20 protein-coding genes are annotated in these 17,368 nt (G+C 66.4%); 12 read left to right on the forward strand and 8 right to left on the reverse strand.

Annotation, left to right across the window (positions count from 1 at the left end; all coding sequences use genetic code 11):
* Positions 1–18: 18 nt before the first annotated feature.
* Positions 19–1,329 carry an acyltransferase gene (locus IBJ82_RS26200; protein ID WP_194828648.1) on the reverse strand — a complete coding sequence of 437 codons (1,311 nt, stop codon included), beginning with the start codon at positions 1,327–1,329 and terminating at the stop codon, positions 19–21.
* Between the two features lie 128 nt (positions 1,330–1,457).
* Complete coding sequence (locus IBJ82_RS26205) at positions 1,458–2,858, reverse strand: glycine--tRNA ligase (RefSeq protein WP_174551939.1); 1,401 nt, start codon at positions 2,856–2,858, stop codon at positions 1,458–1,460.
* A 189-nt stretch (positions 2,859–3,047) separates the two neighbouring features.
* Between IBJ82_RS26205 and IBJ82_RS26210 the strand changes: the two genes are divergently transcribed.
* The 10 genes from IBJ82_RS26210 (at position 3,048) to IBJ82_RS26255 (ending at position 10,952) form a co-directional block, all read left to right on the forward strand.
* The gene (locus tag IBJ82_RS26210; RefSeq protein WP_056821345.1) at positions 3,048–3,398 is read left to right on the forward strand and encodes a helix-turn-helix transcriptional regulator; all 351 of its coding nucleotides are present in this window, start codon (positions 3,048–3,050) and stop codon (positions 3,396–3,398) included.
* Entirely contained in the window at positions 3,382–3,852 is a 471-nt protein-coding gene (locus IBJ82_RS26215) for a Fur family transcriptional regulator (RefSeq protein ID WP_194828649.1), read from the forward strand. Before IBJ82_RS26210 ends, IBJ82_RS26215 begins: the two co-directional genes overlap by 17 nt.
* A gap of 106 nt (positions 3,853–3,958) precedes the next feature.
* Entirely contained in the window at positions 3,959–4,252 is a 294-nt protein-coding gene (locus IBJ82_RS26220; protein ID WP_370585486.1) for a type VII secretion target, read from the forward strand.
* A complete protein-coding gene (locus tag IBJ82_RS26225; RefSeq protein WP_194828650.1) occupies positions 4,252–6,111 on the forward strand; it encodes a hypothetical protein in 1,860 nt (619 codons plus the stop codon). The genes IBJ82_RS26220 and IBJ82_RS26225 overlap by 1 nt, the downstream gene beginning before the upstream one ends.
* Before the next feature lie 5 nt (positions 6,112–6,116).
* Entirely contained in the window at positions 6,117–6,614 is a 498-nt protein-coding gene (locus IBJ82_RS26230; RefSeq protein ID WP_194828651.1) for a hypothetical protein, read from the forward strand.
* Between the two features lie 127 nt (positions 6,615–6,741).
* Positions 6,742–7,281, forward strand: coding sequence for a DUF3558 domain-containing protein (locus tag IBJ82_RS26235; RefSeq protein WP_228537725.1), 540 nt, complete (start codon positions 6,742–6,744; stop codon positions 7,279–7,281).
* 9 nt (positions 7,282–7,290) lie between these two features.
* The gene (locus IBJ82_RS26240; RefSeq protein WP_194828777.1) at positions 7,291–7,671 is read left to right on the forward strand and encodes a hypothetical protein; all 381 of its coding nucleotides are present in this window, start codon (positions 7,291–7,293) and stop codon (positions 7,669–7,671) included.
* Positions 7,668–8,987, forward strand: coding sequence for a hypothetical protein (locus tag IBJ82_RS26245; RefSeq protein WP_194828653.1), 1,320 nt, complete (start codon positions 7,668–7,670; stop codon positions 8,985–8,987). The genes IBJ82_RS26240 and IBJ82_RS26245 overlap by 4 nt, the downstream gene beginning before the upstream one ends.
* Positions 8,974–9,744: an ESX secretion-associated protein EspG gene (locus IBJ82_RS26250; protein ID WP_194828654.1), complete on the forward strand. Its 771-nt coding sequence runs from the start codon at positions 8,974–8,976 to the stop codon at positions 9,742–9,744. Before IBJ82_RS26245 ends, IBJ82_RS26250 begins: the two co-directional genes overlap by 14 nt.
* Before the next feature lie 77 nt (positions 9,745–9,821).
* The gene (locus IBJ82_RS26255) at positions 9,822–10,952 is read left to right on the forward strand and encodes a Fic family protein (RefSeq protein WP_194828655.1); all 1,131 of its coding nucleotides are present in this window, start codon (positions 9,822–9,824) and stop codon (positions 10,950–10,952) included.
* Between the two features lie 98 nt (positions 10,953–11,050).
* On the opposite strand, the gene IBJ82_RS26260 is transcribed toward IBJ82_RS26255, so the two are convergent.
* Positions 11,051–12,025 (reverse strand): hypothetical protein, encoded by a 975-nt coding sequence (locus IBJ82_RS26260; RefSeq protein ID WP_194828656.1) that lies wholly within the window; start codon positions 12,023–12,025, stop codon positions 11,051–11,053.
* Positions 12,026–12,127: 102 nt separating this feature from the next.
* Between IBJ82_RS26260 and IBJ82_RS26265 the strand changes: the two genes are divergently transcribed.
* Together IBJ82_RS26265 and IBJ82_RS26270 are read left to right on the forward strand one after the other, a co-directional pair.
* The gene (locus tag IBJ82_RS26265) at positions 12,128–12,736 is read left to right on the forward strand and encodes a TetR/AcrR family transcriptional regulator (RefSeq protein WP_194828657.1); all 609 of its coding nucleotides are present in this window, start codon (positions 12,128–12,130) and stop codon (positions 12,734–12,736) included.
* A 109-nt stretch (positions 12,737–12,845) separates the two neighbouring features.
* Entirely contained in the window at positions 12,846–13,598 is a 753-nt protein-coding gene (locus tag IBJ82_RS26270) for an LGFP repeat-containing protein (protein ID WP_370585487.1), read from the forward strand.
* A 60-nt stretch (positions 13,599–13,658) separates the two neighbouring features.
* On the opposite strand, the gene IBJ82_RS26275 is transcribed toward IBJ82_RS26270, so the two are convergent.
* The 5 genes from IBJ82_RS26275 to IBJ82_RS26295 all read right to left on the reverse strand — a co-directional run bounded on the left by IBJ82_RS26275 (position 13,659) and on the right by IBJ82_RS26295 (position 17,282).
* Positions 13,659–14,012 carry a YbjN domain-containing protein gene (locus IBJ82_RS26275; protein ID WP_228537726.1) on the reverse strand — a complete coding sequence of 118 codons (354 nt, stop codon included), beginning with the start codon at positions 14,010–14,012 and terminating at the stop codon, positions 13,659–13,661.
* A gap of 83 nt (positions 14,013–14,095) precedes the next feature.
* On the reverse strand, positions 14,096–14,917 hold the full coding sequence (locus IBJ82_RS26280) for an isoprenyl transferase (protein WP_194828658.1): 822 nt from the start codon (positions 14,915–14,917) through the stop codon (positions 14,096–14,098).
* A 76-nt stretch (positions 14,918–14,993) separates the two neighbouring features.
* The gene (recO, locus tag IBJ82_RS26285; RefSeq protein WP_194828659.1) at positions 14,994–15,782 is read right to left on the reverse strand and encodes a DNA repair protein RecO; all 789 of its coding nucleotides are present in this window, start codon (positions 15,780–15,782) and stop codon (positions 14,994–14,996) included.
* A gap of 47 nt (positions 15,783–15,829) precedes the next feature.
* The gene (locus IBJ82_RS26290; protein ID WP_062988238.1) at positions 15,830–16,429 is read right to left on the reverse strand and encodes a TetR/AcrR family transcriptional regulator; all 600 of its coding nucleotides are present in this window, start codon (positions 16,427–16,429) and stop codon (positions 15,830–15,832) included.
* Positions 16,416–17,282, reverse strand: a complete 867-nt coding sequence (locus tag IBJ82_RS26295) for an alpha/beta fold hydrolase (RefSeq protein ID WP_194828660.1) — start codon at positions 17,280–17,282, stop codon at positions 16,416–16,418. Before IBJ82_RS26295 ends, IBJ82_RS26290 begins: the two co-directional genes overlap by 14 nt.
* Between the last annotated feature and the right edge of the window lie 86 nt (positions 17,283–17,368).

The raw sequence follows: 17,368 nt of genomic DNA on the forward strand, positions 1-17,368 counted from the left end.
GACCAGCGACCGCTGAACTCAAGCAGTCGCGGCTTCCTGACCTGCAGACGACCAGGACAACTCTGACGCCACGGCATCCAGCAATTCGGAGGCGAGCGCGCCGCCGCCCAAACGGCCGATGGTCAGCTTGCCGAGATAGGTATAGACGAGGAAGGTGACGGCCGCGGACGCCCCCGTCGACGGGCGGGGGTGTGCGGAGAGGTAGACGATCTCGTAGTCGTCGAGGATCACTCCGGCGGGGGCGCGGAACGTGGGCACCGTTCCGGTGTTGGTGAGGGCGATGTGGCCTGCGGTGGAGTGGATCCGGTGGGGTCCGAAGAAGTCGGGGAAGTGCAGGACGGACTGTTCGATCACGCCCTCGGCCAGGTCGTCGTGCAGGCTCGTGCCGATCCGGCGAGCGAGGACGACGAGGTCCTCGGTGTCGGCGGCATCAGCACGGAACGCGGCCAGGCCGGACAGGTTGGTGCCCGCTACCGCCTCGACCGGCGGGTCGAGGCGCTTGCGCAGATCGACCGGATACATGCACGAGACGCTGTCCGCACCGGAGAGATCGGCATAGGCCCGCAACACCGCCGCGGTGACCAACCCGTTGACGCTCACCGCGTGCGCACGAGCCAGGTCGAGCAGCCGCGCGGTCGCGACGGTGTCCAACTGAATCCGCGCCGGCCGAGCCAGCGAAGCCGGAGCCGCTTCCGACCGCTCGACCCCGCTCACCGAGTCAGCGGCGACGAGCGGACGCGTCACCGGCTCGAGCCCCGACCGTCGCGCACGCCGGATATCCCGCTGTGCCAGCAACGCCTCGAGCGACGCCGGGTACTCCCCGGTCACACCCGCCGACTCCGTGACGGCCTTTGCCGAGTCCGCCTGAACCGCGATCTTCCCGGTCTCCACATAGTCGGTGTAGTAGTCCCACAACCGCGCGAACAGTTCGACACAGTGCCCCGCGTCGGCCACGCTGTGGTGCACGAACAACGTGACCCGAGCCCGATCCTCTTCGGCGAGAACCACATCCAGATAGGCCAGCTGAGCTCCGGGGTCCATGGACTCGGCCGGAACACGAACCTCGTCGGGATCACCGAAACTCACCCACGCCCCGACGGCCTCGATGTCCCCGGGACGCAACAGGATTCCGTTCTCGTCGGCATCCTCGACGATCCGGCACGCCAGAATCGGGAACCTCCGCTGCAACGCCGCGAAGGCCGCGCCGAGCCCGGCCGCGTCCAGTTCCCCGAGCACCGTGACCGACCGCCCGGTGAAGGTGGCGTGCCGCACGAATCGTTGTTCCGACGGGTCGAGCACCCGCACCACGTCTTCCGGTTCCCACAGCACAACGAAGATCGTGAGGCAAGCGCGCACCCAACGCAAACCGTCAGCTACGCGGTGTGATCAACCGCCCAACCGCGGACGCGAAAGAGCCCGCACCGAGTCGCCGGTGCGGGCTCGTTCGACCTGAAGAATCAGGCGCCGATCAGACGTGCCGCCAGGTAGGACTCGACCTTGTCCAGGGCGATGCGCTCCTGGGCCATCGAGTCGCGCTCGCGGATCGTCACCGCCTGGTCGTCGATGGTGTCGAAGTCGACGGTGATGCAGAACGGCGTACCGATCTCGTCCTGACGACGGTAGCGGCGGCCGATGGCGCCCGCGTCGTCGAAGTCGACGTTCCAGTTGCGACGCAGCTGGGCGGCGAGATCCTTGGCCTTCGGGGTCAGGTCGGCGTTGCGCGAGAGCGGCAGCACCGCGGCCTTGACCGGCGCGAGGCGCGGGTCCAGACGCAGGCTGATCCGCTCTTCGGTGGTGCCCTTCGCGGTGGGCACCTGATCGACGGTGTAGGCGTCGACCAGGAAGGCCATCAGCGAACGAGTCAGACCGGCCGCGGGCTCGATGACGTAGGGCGTGTAGCGGTCACCGCTGGCCTGGTCGCGGTAGCTCAGGTCGACGTTGGAGTGCTCCGAGTGCGTCTTGAGGTCGTAGTCGGTGCGGTTGGCGATGCCCTCGAGCTCGCCCCATTCGCTGCCCTGGAAGCGGAAGCGATACTCGATGTCGGTGGTGCCCGCCGAGTAGTGCGACAGCTTTTCCTTCGGGTGCTCGAACAGGCGCAGGTTCTCCGGATCGATGCCGAGGTCGGTGTACCAGGCCAGGCGGGTCTCGATCCAGTACTTGTGCCACTCGACGTCCTCGCCGGGCTTGACGAAGAACTCCATCTCCATCTGCTCGAACTCACGCGTGCGGAAGATGAAGTTGCCCGGCGTGATCTCGTTGCGGAAGCTCTTGCCGATCTGGGCGATGCCGAACGGCGGCTTCTTGCGCGCGGTCTCCTGGACGTTCTTGAAGTTGACGAAGATGCCCTGTGCCGTCTCCGGACGCAGGTAGTGCATGCCCTCTTCGTCGTCGACCGGGCCGAGGAAGGTCTTGAGCAGACCGGAGAAGTTACGCGGCTCGGTCCACTTGCCGGGCTGGCCGGTGTCGGGATCGTTGATGTCGGCCAGGCCGTTGGCCGGCGGGTGGCCGTGCTTGGCCTCGTAGGCCTCGATGAGATGGTCGGCGCGGTAACGCTTGTGCGTGTGCAGCGACTCGACCAGCGGATCGGAGAAGGTGGCCACGTGGCCCGAGGCCTCCCAGACCTGGCGCGGCAGGATCACCGAGGAGTCGAGGCCGACGACGTCGTCGCGGCTGGTGACCATGGTGCGCCACCACTGCCGCTTGATGTTGTCCTTCAGTTCGACGCCGAGCGGACCGTAGTCCCACGCCGACTTGGTGCCTCCGTAGATCTCACCGCACGGGTAGACCAGACCCCGGCGCTTGGCGAGGTTGGCAACGGTGTCCACCTTCGACTTGGGAGCCACGCGAGATTTCTCCATCCACTGCGAGTCGGAATTGTTCGGCATGCCGTACCGGTGTTCGATGCGGCCTACCGTACGTAAGTGGGTCCAGCGTATCGGGACCCGTCCAGTGGGTTTGCAGCAGCCGAGGTGTCCGCGCGGCGCGTCATTTGACATGCGCAATTATGCATATCAAAATGGAATCTGTTTCCAATAAGGAGTTGGTTCATGACCACCGAGGCTGCGCCCGCGCACCCGCACAACCCGTACCACTCCCCCGCGCCTGCCGCCGTGCCGTCGCGCACGGTGCTCGAGGACGCGGGCGAGCTACTGCGGGCACTGGCCGCACCGGTACGCATCGCCATCGTGCTGCAGTTGCGCGAGTCGCCACGCTGCGTGCACGAGCTGGTCGACACACTCGGCGTCACCCAGCCGCTGGTCAGCCAGCATCTGCGCATTCTCAAATCGGCGGGCGTCGTGCACGGCGAACGCTCGGGCCGCGAGGTGCTCTACGAACTCGTCGACGATCATCTGGCCCATATCGTGGTCGATGCCGTCGCCCATGCCGAGGAAGGGTAAACCGTTGGCAGACAACACCTCCGCGAAGCAGGTCGGGGTTCGCAGCACCCGTCAGCGCAGTGCCATCTCGGCCCTGCTCAGCGATACCGACGAGTTCCGTTCGGCGCAGGAATTGCACGACGAGCTCCGTAAACGCGGCGAGAACATCGGCCTGACCACGGTGTATCGCACTCTGCAGTCCCTGGCCGACGCGAGCATGGTCGACGTACTGCGCACCGACTCCGGCGAATCCGTTTACCGCCAGTGCTCGAGCGGCCATCACCACCACCTGGTCTGCCGCCATTGCGGGCGCACCGTCGAGGTCGAGGGTCCGACGGTCGAGGCGTGGGCCGAGAAGATCGCGAGCGACCACGGATTCACCGAGGTGAGCCACACACTCGAGATCTTCGGCACCTGCCGCGAGTGCGTGCACAGCCGGGCCGACGCGGACGAGGACGCACCCGCCTCAGTGTGACTCACCTCACATGACGGAACCTTCGCTTCGCGTGCCCCGTCCAACCTTCACGAAGGGACCGGCCCGCACGGGCGCGTAGTCCTTCGGCATCGAAGGAGGCGGCATCGTGAGTCCGACTTTGGGCGTGGAGCCCGATCAGTTGAAGACCATGGCGACGACCTGGCGTCGGGAGGCGGGCGAAGTCGACGCGCTGAGCTGGTCGGCTGCGAGCGAGGCGACCGGCGACGGCAGTGACGTACTCGCAGCGGTGCGGGGGCTGTCCGACCCGGCTTCGCAGGCGATGGACTCGATCGCGACCCGGTACACGACGTTGGCCGACCTCGTCGACAAGTTCTCGGCCGATATCCAGGCCGAGGACGTCGAGACAGCGGGCGAGATCGGGAAGCTCGGTACCCGCTGATGCGGCCCACCATCCCCCAACTCGACACCTGGAATCTCGAGGGCCTGCATCGCGCCGCCGAAGCCGCCCGCGCCAATGCCGACGTCCTCTCGTCCTCGGTCGACGACTGCTCACGCGCGGTCTCGGCGGCGGGTAGCTGGCACGGCCATACCAAGGACGCGGCCTCGCGACGCATCGATGAGGAAGTCGATCACGGGTACGAGGTGCGCACCGTGCTGCTGCGGGTCGCCGACGATGCCGAAGATGCCTATCTGGGCCTGAAACACTCCAAAACCTATGTGCTGGAACAGAAGAACCTCGCGGTCGCGCAAGGTTTCGCGGTCGGCGCCGACGGGCGGGTGACTCATTCCGATCCGGGCAAGGAAGGCGACGCAGGGGTTTTCCAGCTCAACCTGTTGAGTGGGTTGGACGAAATCGAACGCCTCGACAATCTGTTCGGTGCGCGTCTGCGCGAATCCGTGGGCGACCTCGGCGCGATGCGTGACGGTCAACCCGACATCACTCTTGCCGACGGGTCGGTCCAGGATCCGGATGCCGTGGCGATCCAGTTGGCAGCGATGTCGCCGGATGAACGGGCGACTTTCCTGGCCGGATTGAGTATCGAAGCGCAACGCCAACTGGTGATCGCGGCGCCGGAGAAGCTGGGCAACTTGAACGGGGTGCCGTTCGTGATGCGGATCGAGGCCAACGAGATCAACGTCCGCAACGCGCTGACGTCGGAGAAGGCGAAGCCGAACCGCGACGAATCCCGGATCAAGCAGTTGGAGGCGATGCTGGCGCCGGTCCCGAATCCCGAAGGCGCGGGCACTCTCGACACCACCGCTGCGTCGACCGGAGACAAGGCGACACCGCAACTGGGCATGGTCGACCGCAAGTTCGTCATGTTCAGCACCGAGGGCAACGGTCGAATGATCGAGATGATCGGTGAGATGAAGGCGGGTGCGCCCGGGGTCGGGGTGTATGTGCCCGGCACCAGCACGAATCTCAACGGTTCGGGGTCGAATCACGTCGCCGCATGGAATCTCGCCGATCAGACGGGTGGACCCATCTTCCTGTACATGGAGGGCGACTTCCCGCAGAGTCTGACCAGCCTTTCCGATGGTGCGCCGAGCCCGGCATTCGCCGCTGACATGGCACCTCGCCTCGTCGACTTCGGCCGCGAAATCGACCGAGAAGTAGGGGCGACCGCACCTGGAACGCCGGTCTCCTACGTAGGACATTCCTACGGCGGCTCGATCGTCGGGTCGGCCGAGCAGTTGGGCCTTCGGGCCGACCGCGTACTGCATGCCTCGTCGGCGGGAACCGGCGTGTTCGACGGTGGTTGGAACAATCCGAACCCGAATGTCGAGCGCTATTCCATGACCGCGCCCGGCGATCTGATCGGCGTCGTGCAGTCCTACCCGGAGGGCGGGCTGACCATTCCCGGCGGGATTCATCTGCCCGGCAATCCTCACGCCTCGGACGTTCTCGGTGGCGATCCCGATGAAGTACCCGGCGTGACCCGCCTGGACACCGGCTATTACAGCGACGAATCTACCGACCACCGGAACGAGGTCGTCTTCGGAAGCGACGGGCACGGCAACTACTGGGACGACCCAGGCTCGACAGCGTTCGAGAACATCGTCGGCGTCATCAATGGATCGGACGCGACAGCCTACGTCGAGCGTGGGATCGAAACACGATATGTCGACATCGGTTTGGGCGACAACGGCGACGGTGGCAAGGAAGGATTCGATGCCTCGAAGGCCGCCGCTGCCGCGGCCCTCGCGGACGCCTTCGGTAACCCGAACCTCGACCCGTACGCGAACCCTCGCGTCACCGACAACCCCCAACTCGGCGAGAAGATCGACATCACATGAGGATGATGACCGCACTCGCGGTGCTTGCCACCGCGACTCTGACCGGGTGCAGCGCCTTCATCAACGAAGGTCCGACCAACCAGGAGATCAAGGACACAACGGGGCTGACCGTCGCCGAAGCGGGTCCGATTGTCGAGCACAATCTCGAACTCGTCTGGCCGCAACAGGTGCGGATCCAACGCGCCCCTCTGCCCTATTCTGGCGTCGGCTGTCGAACCAACAACTCGATGATGTCGGAAGGGCCGCCGTGGCGGGTCCGCGTCACGATGGAGGAGGTGAACCCGCCCCAGGAGTTCATCGACCGTGCGCTGGCCAACCTCGAAGCGATGACCACACGGGGATTCACACTCGAACCGAGCCAGCGGCCGGACGACGACCCGGCGAATCGGTTCTACCGAGATTCACACGGCTACACCGTCTCGTCGTCCCGCGACACCTCCGTGGGGCCGACAAAAGAAGTGCGGTTCTCGATGACGGCGACCTCACCTTGCGCGGCGGAGTAGGACGGAGCTGTCGCGATGAGCATTGCAGTGACTACGATCTCGGGAGGGGGACGTCATGAACGAGCACCGGTTCTGTGGGAGGGACGAAGGCATGGCAGTTCGAGGCAGCGCGGTTCGGATGTTCGGCATGCTCGGGGCGGTGGGGTTGGCTGTCGTTGGATGTGGGGGTGGGGAGCAGGGGACGGCTGGTCCGCAGACGAGTGCTGTGAGTGTGGCGGCGAGTCCTACTTCGGTGGATGCCGAGGCAAAGGTGTGGGATCCGTGTTCGTTGCCGGACTCGGCGATCAGCGGGACCGGTCTGAACGTCGGCAGTCGAAAGAGCGAGGTGGCCGGGGTCGACTTCACAGGCTGGAAGACGTGTAGTTGGCAGGACTCTGCCAAGCAGTACACGTTCTCGGTCCTGTCGTCGGAACACACTCTCGCCGAATCCCGAGCGCGAACAGACTTCACCGACTTCACCGAGACGACCGTGGGCTCGCACAAGGCGCTCCAACTTCGGACAACCGGATCCACGTACGAACTGGGTTGCACTGTCGCCGTTGAGGTCCCGAATGGGTCGGTCCTGTTCAGGCTTCTGAACCGCGTCAGCGCATCCTCGCCGCCTGCGCCGTGCCCGGAGGTACGCGGACTCACCGACAGCCTCGCTCAATACCTTCCCGAGGGCTAGCGGGTGACCATGCTTTTGAGCATCGACCCCGGCGAGTGGAGCCAACTCTTGGTTCAGGCGGAAGCCGGTCAGCTCTCGCTCGATCCCGAAGTCGGCAAGGATCTGGACAAGGTTTGCGACGACCACCTGGATCGACTGGAAGAGGTTTACGCCCAGGTTGACCAGGTCCGCAATATCTCCGGCTTCGGCTCGTTCGACTCGAGTCAGACGCTGGAGCGGAAGTTCTCGCTGACCGCGTCAGGAGGCGACCGCCCGCTGGACGAAGTCCTCAAGAAGCACATCGAGGCTGTTCAGACAGCGAAAGAGGTTGTCGCCAAGGCGATTGCGAACTTCGTCGCGCAGGACGAAGCGACCGGCGCCGAGATCTCCGCGACGGGAGAACACCTGTGACCTACGAGGACTACAAGGCCAAGGTGATCGCCGCGCAGGAGCAGTGGAACATCGAGCGTGCCAAGATCTACGACCGCCAGCGATCGGGCAACTACTCCACGATTTTCGACGGCGACACCCAACCTCCGCACATCACCACCCCCGACAACTACGACAGCATGACGCTCGAGCAGATGCAGGCAGCGGTCGCGGTGATGAAACCGCAACTCGTCGATGATGCGGTCACCGCATGGGCGAATATCGGCGGCGCGCTGATGGGCACGTTCACCGGGTTCAACCAGCAGTTCGCACGCACAGTCACCGGCGCAGGCGGCCACAGCGGGTGGACAGGCGCGGCAGCGTCCGCAGCGGTCGCTGCCGTGAACAACTATGCGCAGCAATCGATCCCACTGTCTCAGGCCGCGACCGCGATCAGCCTTAAGCTGAACGAGATGCGCACCGGAATCGAGCAGACCCAAGCGTTGATGCCCGGCCTCACCGAGCGCGCCAACGTCACCGGCAAGTCGCTGCCCGCCGACGGCGTGATGAAGGTCGACGATCACAACCGCGAAGAGGCCACCCAGGAGGCGCGCCGGATCCTGCGGTCCGTCTACAGCCAGGTCGCAGGCCAAACCGACGTCGGCGTCCCCTTTCTGCCCACCGCACCGACGATCGCCAGTGACGACGGCGGCGTGCCCGGTAGCAACGGCGATACGAATACCGATGGCGCCCAAGGTGGTACGAACGGCGGCGCTACGACCGGGAACCCGTCAACCGGCGAACCAGGTGCCGACACAACCACGGCGGAACCGAACTCCGAACCAGCCTCGACCACCCCACAATCCACCGAGGCCGCCTCAACCAGCCCACAAAGTTCCACTGCTGCACCGCAATCCAGCACACCGACCGCCTCGACCCCCACCGCGGCAACTCCGACGGCGACCACCCCCGGCGTCGGCACTCCGAACACGGGTCGACCCGGCGGCGGGTCCACAGGAGGCCGAGGCGGCTCCACCGGCGGGGGCGCCAACGGTGGCCGCGGCGGCTCCGCACGCGGCCCCGCCACCCCGGGAAAGAGCGCACCGGGCAGTCCCGCCGCGGCCGCAGCCGCAGCGGCGGGCACCCGCGCGGGCACGGCAGCCGGCAGTGGTCGCGGCGCCGCGGGAATGGGCGGCATGGGCGCGCCGGGCGCTCGGGGCGGCTCGGATGACGAACGCACCAAGGGCATTCCCGAGTACCTGATCACCCAGGAGAACGGCGAGCTCTTGCTCGGCACGAACGAGATCCGGACCGTACCCCCAGTGATCGGCGGAGACAACGACAGTGCACCGAGCTGAATTCACCGGGATCGAATTCGACATCCTCTGGTCCGGCTACGGGCGTGATCGTCTCCCCTACCCCCTCCAATACCGCACCGACATAGTCGAATTCGACGAACTGAAGCGGCATCGCGAGGAAGCCGTGGAGCGCCTGCTCGGAAAATATGATCCGGCGATCGAACGCGCCATCGCCGTCCTGCTCGACCCCGAAGCCAGAGTCGAATCCAAAGGCTATGTAGGTCAAGATAATTCGACCATCATTCGCTTCCACGGCGCGGTCCGCGGCGAGGCAGGCGCCACCCTAACCCAAGCACCGGGCGCGGACGAGGACACCGGAGCCAACGTCACGCTGACCTACTGCACCCCCGCCCAGGTAGCCGCCCTGACGGTCGCCGCCCTCCCCCGCACCAAACCTGGCAAGAAGCCCCCGATCGAGGTCCGTCGCGACCAGTTGGCCGCCGAAGAAGACCACTTCGAATACCGAGCGGGCCGCCTCAGCTCCGTCGACCAACTCAACCGCATCTTCCACCGCCCCCGTCGAGCCTTCGGCGAAATCTCCGCCCTCTCCGGCCCCGCCCTTGACTCGCGCCCCACCCCCGCCCGCACCTTCTGGTGGATGGACTACGCCGACGGCCGCTACTACGTGAAAACCGGCGACCCCATCATCGCCGAACCCCTCCCCACCGACCGCATGATCGCCGGGGTCCACCGCATGCTCACCCGAGCCCAGCGCTACCACCAGGAATTCGGCACCGACGACTACCGCACCGGGTGACCGAGAAACCCCCGATGCAGCGATTACCACGCTTATTCGCTTCAAATTATGCAGCGAATAAGCGGTAGTATCGCTGCATGGCGAACCGTGGGTACATCTGGGAGGCGACGGACTGGCCTCACTTCACCTACGACGCCGCGCTGCTCGCCAAACCGACGGCAGAGGTCGCGCTCGCGCAGGGGCACCTGCACGGTCGACTCACACACGCCGACGACGCCACACAGGAACGCGCGGGCTTGGAAGCCCTTACCACTGACGTCGTGCAATCGAGCGCTATCGAAGGCGAGTTACTCGATGCGGCGTCGGTCCGATCGTCCATCGCTCGCAGGCTCGGTGTTGATATCGGTGCGACAGCCCCGACCGACCGCAGGGTCGACGGTGTCGTCGACATGATCCTCGATGCAACCCGCCATCACGACCAACCGGTGACTGCGGAACGCCTGTTCGGCTGGCACGCCGGACTCTTTCCCACCGGCTACTCCGGCATCTCCCGAATCCGGGTGGGCGGCTGGCGAACCGATGAAACCGGCCCGATGGAGGTGATCTCCGGACCATACGGTCGGCAGCGAGTCCATTTCGAAGCCCCACCCGCGTCCCGCGTCGACGACGACATGCATCGATTCCTGACGTGGCTCGACGCGGAAACCCCCGAACCCGCGGTGCTGAAAGCCGGTCTGGCACACCTATGGTTCGTGACGATTCATCCCTTCGATGACGGAAACGGCAGAATCGCCCGCGCGATAGGCGATCTCGCCTTGGCCCGTTCCGAACGCAGCCCTCGCCGCTTTTACAGCCTGTCCGCTCAGATCCAGCGCGACCGCAAGAACTACTACTCCATCCTCGAAAGCACTCAACGCGGCGACCTCGACGTCACCGCCTGGCTGCTCTGGTTCCTCGATGCACTACGCCAGTCAATCGACAACGCAGATCGAACCATCGACGCAGCGCTCGCGAAAGCCCGCTTCTGGCGCACCTGGGATACCACCGAGATGAACCCCCGTCAGAGAGAAATGCTCAACCGAATTCTGGACGGTTTCAATGGGAAGCTGACAACCCGCAAATGGGCAATCATCACCAAAACGTCCCAAGCCTCCGCCCTCCGCGACATCAACGAACTCATCGATCTCGGCGCATTGCGACGCTCGGACTCGAGTGGCCGAAGCACATCCTACGAACTGACGGAAGCCGTCAAACCGATCAAGGAGTAGGTGCCGCACCTCCGCATATCACCGCAACGAGTCCTGTCGACATCAGAGCAAACTGCTCCGCACGAAAGCTTTCGTGCGGAGCAGTTTCACGGGGATGGTCAGGCGGGGACGGCCACCGGTTCAGGAGCTGCGGTAGGGGCGCTCGTCTGGCGGGAGCGCAAGGCGCCGAGGCCGAGGAGGGCGACACCGCCTACTGCCCAGGCGAGTAGGACGGCGAGCGGGGCGATGGCGTCGGCACCGTCGAAGTAGGCGACCGAGCGGAGGAGCGAGGCGGCGGCGCCAGGAGGGAGCACCTGGCCGATGGTGCCCCAGGGCTGGGGCAGGAGTTCGGGGGCCGAGGTCGCGGCGGAGAACGGGTTGCCGATCAGCAGCATGGTGAGGGCGCCGATACCGATGCCGGGGCGGCCGATGGCGGCGGCCAGGCCGACGATGACCGCGGCGACGGCGAAGGAGGCGAGGCCCGCGATAGCGGCCAATTCGAGGTAGGAGCCGGGCAGGATCGAGAGCCAGGTGTGGAAGATCAGGGTGCTCAGGAGCCCACCTGCGATGCCGAACGCGGCCAGGCCGGCGAAGCGGGCGCCGAAGGCAGGGATCAGCAGGGTGAGCAGAACCCCCGCGGCCATGCCGGACATGACGAGAGGCAGGACCATCGAGCCGAAGCCGGCGCCGCGCTGGTCGTCGGGGTCGATGGCGATCACGTCCTGAACGGGAGCGGCGGGGACACCGCTGAGCTGTTGCGCGACGGCGGTGAGCTGCTGGGCCACGGCAGGCGAGGCGGCGGAGGCGACCAGGACCTGCGGTGCGCCGTTGCCGGTGACGATGGCGCCGTAGATCTCGTTGTCGACCATCGCGCTTCGCGCCTCCTCCGCGTTGGCGACGGTGGTGATCTCGAAGGCGTCGGGATCGCGCTGCCGCAGTTGCTGGGCGACCTGAGCGGAGGCAGGGCCCGCGACGGCGATCGGCAGGTCGCGCGGGCTGATATTGACGGCGGGCCAGGCGAAGGCGATCAGCATCATGGCCTGGATCGCGGTGGCCGCGAGGCCGAGAGCTACTGCTCGGCGGGTGATCGTCATGCGGTTCTCCCATTAAAGCGAATGTTCGTTCTTTTTGGTGTTTCCACCGTGACACCGCCCACCTCGCTTGTCAAGAACGGACATTCGTTTTACTTTTGACCCATGCCCCGAGTCAGCGAAGAACACCTGGAACGCCGCAGGCAGCAGATCCTCGACGCCGCGCAGCTGTGCTTCGCCCGCAAGGGCTTCCACGAGACCTCGATGCAGGACGTGTTCGCCGAATCGCAGATGTCGGCGGGTGCGGTCTATCGGTACTTCACCAGCAAGAACGAGATCATCGGCGCGCTCGTGAATCGGACGATGGGGCCGTTGCGCGAACGGCTCGCCGAGATCATCCGCGACGAGATCCCGCCTCCCCCGGCAGAAGTCATCCGGCTGCTGACCACCGAGATCGTCAAGCGGAGTGGACCCGAAGGGCCGCTGCGACTGGCCCCGCAGGCGTGGGCGCTGGCCCTGGTCTCGCCCGAGGCGGCCGTCCCGGTACGCGCGGCCATCGCGTCGATGCGCGAGCTGTGGTTCGAGTACGCGGACCGGTTGTGTGAAACCGGCTGGCTGCCCCCCGACACGGATTCCGACGTGATCGCCAAGACACTCATCGGGTTGCTGCCCGGTTTCATCCTGCAGCACCTGCTGCTCGGGGACGTCGAACCGGACGAATTCGCCCGCGGCCTCGCGATCATGCTGCCGGGACCACCGCATCACCCCAGGTGAGAAACGACACTGTTGCCACCGGCTCCCAACGGGTAGGTTCGGGTGCGGCACCGGAGGGGGTCCCGAGCGCCGGACATCGTTGAATACCGATCCGACCAGGGAGTTTCCTGTGACATTGCACCATCGAACCCTTCGATCACGCGGCCTGGCCGCGCTGGCGACAGTTACCGTCGCGGCCGCGCTGCCCGCGGCCATGGCAGGCACCGCGCAGGCCAGGATGATCGGCGGATTCGAGGTGGGCGGCGCGATCGAGGCTGAATACGACCAGGCGGGCGGGTCTGCGCTGGGCGAGCCGACCTCCCCGGAAGCCGACGCGGCGGCCGGTGGCAAGTACCAGACCTTCGCCAACAACGTGGCCATCTACTGGCACCCCGGCACCAACGCCAACACCGTGACGGGCCAGATCCGGGACAAGTTCGCCCAGACGGGCAACGAGTCGGGCAAGCTCGGCTACCCGACCACCCGCGAGCAGACCACCCCGTCGGGCGGCGGTCGCTTCAACCACTTCCAGAAGGGCTCGATCTACTGGTCCGTCGGCACCGGCGCGCACCAGATCAGTGGCCCGATTCTCGACAAGTGGGCTGCGCTCGGCTGGGAATCGAGCCCGCTGGGCTTCCCGCTCACCGACGTCTCCGCGGCGGGCAAGGGCGACGGCCAGTTCACCATGTTCCCGACCGGCGCCATCTACTGGACATCGAAGACCGGCGCGCACGCGGTATGGGGCAGCATCCAGGCCGACTGGATCCGCGCGGGCGGCGAAGGCGGCCGCTACGGCTACCCGACCAGCGACGAATACGACTACCAGGGCGGCAAGGCCCAGGATTTCCAGGGCGGCAAGATCACCTGGAACCCGGAGCGCTGACTTCGGTGGTGGCGGGGCCGGTCCCCGCCACCACCGCCGCTCGAACCTCGATCGGAGCTATCAGGGCGCGAGAAGCCCCTGACGGGCTCGGCTCGCGCCGGACAGGGCCAGCAGCAGCATGGTGGTGAGGGCCCCGTCATCGAGGCCTTCGGCGGGGAAGGTGTAGCGCAGGATGACATCGCCCAGTTGGCCACGGGCGATCAGCGTGACCGAGCCGAACTGGATTTCGTTGTTGCGCTCGGCGACGCGCTTGTGCAGGGCCGCCTTGAGCGGACGATCCCAGGCCAGGACACTGGTCAGGGACAGCACGGTGAGGCCGGGGGCGAGGGTGACGGCGCGGATCGAGCACAGTGCGCCGTCGTATTCGAAACCCAGCGACCTGTCGGAGTCGACGCGGACTTCGATGTCCTGCATCTGCAAGCAGGCACCGGCCCGCGCCTGCAGGTCGAGTTCCGGGGTGAGTAGCGCATCCATGTCGGCTCCGTCTTGACTGTCGCTCATTTGGCGCCACCGAAGCGACGATCGCGCTTGGCGTATTCCAGGCACGCGTCCCACAGGTTACGCCGGTCGAAGTCGGGGAAAAGCGTGTCCTGATAGACGAATTCGGCGTAGGCGGCCTGCCAGATCAGAAAGTTCGAGCTGCGGAACTCACCGGAGGGGCGAAGGAACAGGTCGACGTCGGGCATATCGGGTTCGTCGAGATATTTCGCGACGGTGGTCTCGTCGACCTTCTCCGGGTCGATCTCACCCGCGGCCACCCGGCGCGCGATTTCCCTTGCGGCATCGGCGATTTCGGCACGGCCACCGTAGTTGACGCACATGGTCAGCGTCATCACGTTGTTGTCCTTGGTGAGCTCTTCGGCCACCTCGAGTTCCTTGATCACGCTGCGCCACAGGCGAGGCCGGCGACCGGCCCAGCGCACGCGCACACCCATCTCGTGCATCTCGTCACGGCGGCGGCGGATCACGTCGCGGTTGAAGCCCATCAGGAAGCGCACCTCGTCGGGGCTGCGCCGCCAGTTCTCGGTGGAGAAGGCGTAGGCGGACAGCCACTTGACGCCGATCTCGATGCAGCCTTCGACGGAGTCCATGAGCACGGCCTCGCCGCGCTCGTGTCCGGCGGTGCGCGGCAGGCCACGTTCCTGGGCCCAGCGGCCGTTGCCGTCCATCACCAGCGCGACGTGGTTGGGCACGAGCTCCGGCGGGATCGCGGGCGGGCGCGCGCCGGAGGGATGCTGGGACGGCGGGCGCACGGTGCGGGTGCCGCCGTCCGGCTTGCTCGCGGGAGAAGAGTCACGACGCAGGATCACGGCATCCATCCTGCCTGATCGCCAGGTGCGGGCTGCACGGGCTCCGGATTGAGGAGCGAGGCGGTCGGTGTAGAGCGTCGACCGGTCAGCCGACCCGGCCGACGACAGCGGCGTCGGACCGATCCGTGGACGGGGATTCGATGCGGGATCGCTCGATCAGCGGCAGCGTGCGCAGCTGACGTTCCAGATGCCACTGCAGGTGGGCGGCGACGAGACCGCTGGCCTGGCGGCGGACATTCTCGGGGACGCTGTCGATGTAGGCCCACTCCCCCTTCAACAGGGCGACGAGCAGATCGAGCACCCCGGTGACAGGCGTGCTCGCGCCCGGCGGGCGACAGTGCACGCAGACCGCGCCGCCCGCTGCCACGTGGAAGGCGCGGTGCGGGCCGGGGGTCGCGCAGCGGGCGCATTCGTCGAGCGCGGGCGCCCAACCGGCAAAGCCCATGGCGCGCAACAGGTATGCGTCGAGAATCAGTTCGTGCGGGCGCTGCTTGGCGGCGATGGCACGCAGGGCGCCCGCGGTGAGTACGTGCAGCTTCGGGGCGGGTGCGCGTTCTTCGCCCGCGAGGCGTTCGGCGGTTTCGAGGATGGCGCACGCGGTGGTGTAGCGGCCGTAGTCGTCGATGATGTCGGAGGCGAACGCCTCGACGGTGATGACCTGGGTGACGATGTCGAGTGTGCGACCCGGGTGCAACTGCACGTCGATGTAGGAGAACGGCTCGAGCCGAGCCCCGAACTTCGACTTGGTGCGCCGCACCCCCTTCGCCACCGCCCTGACGAGCCCGTGTTGCCTGGTCAGGAGCGTGACGATGCGATCGGCCTCGCCCAGCTTGTGCTGGCGAACCACAACCGCCTCATCCCGATACAACCGCACGTGGCCAGTCTTGCATGCGGGCCCGACAGCGCCGTCACGGACACGGATCAGGATCGGAGCAGACCGGCGATGAGCAGCAGCAGCGATTGCTGGGTTTCGATGCGGGCGCGGTCGGGGTCATCGGCGTGGGCGACGATGAGCGAGGCTTCGGTGATGGCGCTGAGCAGTAGTTGCGCGAGTACCGGGACCGGGGCGACCGGGATCAGGCCCGCGTCGGTGGCGCGTTGCAGTTCGGCGGTGATGAGGCCGAGTCCGTGGCGCGCTTCGAATTCACGGAAGGCGGGCCAGCCGAGCACGGTCGGGGCGTCCATCAACACGATGCGCAGCATTTCCGGGCGGGCACAGATATCGAGGAACCGTGCCAGACCAGCGGTCATGCCGCCGATGATGTCGGCGCGGTCGACAGCGGCCACGGCGCTCGCGATCTCCTCGGTGGCCTCGGTCTCGACCTGTTCGAGGACGGCGAGGAACAGTCCGCGCTTGTCGCCGTAGTGGTGGTGCAGGGCGCCGCGGGTGACACCGGCGGCGGCCACCAACTGCTCGGCCGACGTACCGGCGAAGCCGCGCTCGGCGAACAGGCTGCGGCCTGCCTGCTCGAGCGCGGCTCGGGTAGTGCGGGAACGATCCTCCTGACTACGGCGCTGCATGCAGCCGAGTGAACTCCACGATCAGTTCGGTGAGCAACTCCGGCCGGTCCTCGGCGACGAAAGTGTAGGAATTGTCGATGGTGCGCAGGCTCGCCCGCGGTAGATCGGCGACCAGTCGTTCGGCCAGCGCCATCGGGAACAGTTTGTCCTCGGTCGACCAGACCACCAGCACCGGGACATCGACCGTGCCGAAGTGTTCGGCGGCGGCCACGGTGCATCGCTTGTCGACACCGGCGGCGAAGCGGCGCAGGTCGTCGCGGATAGCGGCGTTGCGACGGGCGGGCCCCAAATAGGACTGCGCAATCTCTTGCGGCAGTCCGCGTTTGGTGACCATCCCGAATCCGAGTGGCAGTCGCTGCATGAATTCGAAGCGCATCGGCGCCAGCAGCGGGCGGATCACGCCAGGAATCTTCGCCACCTTCAGCAAGCTCGCGAAAGGCTGCGGTGGGAACACTTCGTAACAGTCGACGGCGGCCAGGACGACGCGGCCGATCCGTTCCGGTCGGCGAGTCATCAGGATCTGGGTGAGCGCGCCGCCGGTGTCGTTGGCGACGACGGTGACATCGGTGAGGTCGAGTGCGTCGAGGAATTCGGCGATCAGGTCCGCGATGCCGGTGGGGCTGAGGTCGGCATCGGGCAGCGGGATGGTGTGGGATCCGAGTGGCCAGTCGGGTGCGAGGCAGCGGTGCCCGGCGGCGACGAGGCCGGGCACTACCCCGCGCCAGATATCGGCGTTGACGAGCAGTCCGTGGACGAAGACGACCGGCGATCCGGTGCCGGTGTCGTGATAGCTGATGCGGCCGGACGACAGAGCGATCTCGTGCGCCGGGCCGAGTGCTGAGCTGATTCCCATGGGTCCTCCCCTGGTCGAATACTGGACGCCTCCACTGTTACATACATCCAGTATGTATGTCTATACCCACCCTAGGGGATGTGGAC

It is taken from the genome of Nocardia sp. XZ_19_231 (assembly GCF_015355705.1).
Taxonomy (GTDB): domain Bacteria; phylum Actinomycetota; class Actinomycetes; order Mycobacteriales; family Mycobacteriaceae; genus Nocardia; species Nocardia salmonicida.